Raw genomic sequence first — 2,643 nt, 5'->3', positions numbered from 1 at the left:
TCTTTTTATAATGGTTTTACTTGTTCGAGGAACCAAGCTTTTATTTCGCCTTCCAAATCATTTTCTAATTTTTCTTTGCACCAGTTGTGGTAATTATTTAACCAATCTTTTTCTGGTTGTGTCAGTAATTCAGTGGTAATTACATTTCTATCAAACGGACAAATTGTTAAAGTTTCAAAATCATAGAAAGTTCCGAAATCGGTCGTTTCCAATTCTCTAACAGCAATTAGATTTTCGTGACGAATCCCATAATGATAGTCGTAGTAAAAACCAGGTTCATTAGACAAAACCATTCCTGGAATGAGTTCTTGCGGATTCATATCTTTTCGGATATTTTGTGGTCCTTCATGTACATTCATGAAACTTCCAACGCCATGTCCGGTTCCGTGGTTGAAATCTTTTCCTTCCTGCCATAAAGCCAGTCTCGCAAAGGCATCGAGTTGAACGCCGCGTGTTCCTTTCGGGAATTTTATCATTGAAAGTTGAATTAAACCTTTCAATGCTAAAGTGCAATTGTGTTTGAATTCTTCAGAAGCAGTTCCCAACGCCAAAGTTCTTGTGATATCGGTAGTTCCTTCTAAATATTGACCACCTGAATCGACCAAAATGGTTTCTTCATTCGTCACGTCTTTGCAATCTTCATTTTTTGCAGAATAATGCATGATTGCACCATTTTCTTTGTAACCTACGATGCTGCCAAAACTTTCGCCCACGAAATTTTTTCCTTCTGCACGGAAACCTCTTAGTTTCTCGCCAATAGAAAACTCGTTCATGGCTTCTTTTCCTGCTTGATTGGTTAACCAATATAGGAATTTCACCATCGCTACTCCATCTCGTTGCATCACGGTTCTGAAACCTTCAATTTCCGTTTTATTCTTGATGGCTTTCATTAAGTTTCCTGGAACGGGTGCTTTAATAAAAGTATTATTTGCTTTTAAAGCTTCGAAGATCAATTGATTACTGTTTGGTGAAATCAATATTTTTTCGTCGTTGATATTTTTTAAATCATTAAAAAACTCTTCATAAGGAAGCATTTTCACACAAGAATCGTCTAATTGTTTTCTCGATTCTACCTCTAATTTTTCTAAATCGACATAGAGTTTTGCTTCATTTTTCGTTAAAATAATATATCCTAAAAATACTGGATTTGATTGTACATCGCTTCCTCTCAAATTTAAAGTCCAGGCAACGTCATCTAAACTGGAAATTAGGTGAACCGATGAACCCAATTCTTCCATTTTATTGCGAATATCAATCAATTTATCGGTCACTGATTTTCCTGCTCTTTCGATGGGTTGAACGAATATAGGATTCTTTTTAGCATTAGGATTTCTGTTGGTCCAAATATCTTTTAATAAAGGTAAATCGACCAATTGATTTCCATTAGCAGATAATTTTTCCGAGAGCATTTCCCAATTGGTATGAGAGGTTGCGATTGCGTTTACGGCAACTTTTCCATTTTCTGGAATTTCAGAATTAATCCAGTCGATATAATTCGGAGTTCTGTCCATTCCATCTTTAAAAAGGTCAATTCCAGAACCTGCTAATTCTTTTGGGGCTTGTACAAAATATCGTCCATCAGTCCATAAACCGCCTTTGTTTTTTGTGATAACAACGAATCCTGCGGAACCAGTGAAACCTGAAAGCCAAGATCTTTCCTGCCATTCTGCGGGTAAATATTCACTCATGTGAGGATCTGCGGAATAAATGATAAAAGCATCGATATTATTTTCTGACATTTTTTGGCGAAGTGCCCCTATTTTTTCTGATGAAGTCATAAGTTCTAAATTTGACGTGAATTTACGAAGAAAATGAGGATTGAGAAAAAGATGGGTTATAAAGTTTTGATAAAAGTCTAGATTTAAACTCAAAAAAAATATACCGAAACTTAATCCGGTATATTTTAGTCTATCTAATTGATTTAGATTTTATTTTTGAGTCGCTTTCATCGCAGCTTCTTTTGCTTTAAATTCCTGATGTTTCGCCTCGTTTTTATTGGACAAATACAATCCTTTTAACAAACTTACCACATCTAAATTGCTAGCATCGCTTTGATACCATTTTTCTGCATAAGGCAAAGCTGCTGCTAATCTTGTTCTTCGTGCTTCAATAATTTTATTAGCTTGCTCGATTTTACCTGCTTTTCTTGCAGCGTTGTAATCATCAATAGATTTTGCATCATCACCCATGGTCAGATATGTTAGATTCTGCCAAGCTACGGTCAAATTCGGATTAAGCTCTACTGCTTTCTTATAAGAAGCCACGGCATCTGCTTCTGTTGCTGGATCTTTACTTTGTAAAACTCCTAAATTATACCAATTGTTTGCATCATTAGGATTTTTTGCTAATTGTGCTTTTAGATTGTTTACAAATTCATTGGTTTTTCCAGACTTGAAATAAGCAGTTCCTTGAAGTTCTGATAATTTAGAATTTGTGGGGAATTTCTTCAATCCTTTTTCAATTAACGAAAGTGCATCTTCTGCTTTTTCAGAGTCAATAAGTAGTGCTGCTGTGGTTTCATATAACTCCTGCTCTAAGCTTTTAGAGATTTCTGTTTTAAAATCAGTATAATCTCCACTTGCACCCATTTTTTTGTAGAGTTCCCATGTCGTTTTTTCTAAATTTTCAATTTCACCGCTTTTT

The 2,643-nt window shown here is 35.2% G+C and carries 1 protein-coding gene and 1 pseudogene; both read right to left on the bottom strand.

The annotated features are described in order from the left end of the window. Positions 1–5 precede the first annotated feature (5 nt). Positions 6–1,778 carry an aminopeptidase P family protein gene (locus WBY99_RS08425; RefSeq protein WP_423975888.1) on the bottom strand — a complete coding sequence of 591 codons (1,773 nt, stop codon included), beginning with the start codon at positions 1,776–1,778 and terminating at the stop codon, positions 6–8. Positions 1,779–1,928: 150 nt separating this feature from the next. Then, positions 1,929–2,643 (bottom strand): annotated as a pseudogene (locus WBY99_RS08420) (hypothetical protein); the annotation flags it as partial.

The organism is Kaistella sp. (assembly GCF_049588135.1).
Taxonomy (GTDB): Bacteria; Bacteroidota; Bacteroidia; order Flavobacteriales; family Weeksellaceae; genus Kaistella.
The sequence above is the reverse complement of the archived record's forward strand: the minus strand, read 5'-3'. Positions and strand labels throughout refer to the sequence as shown.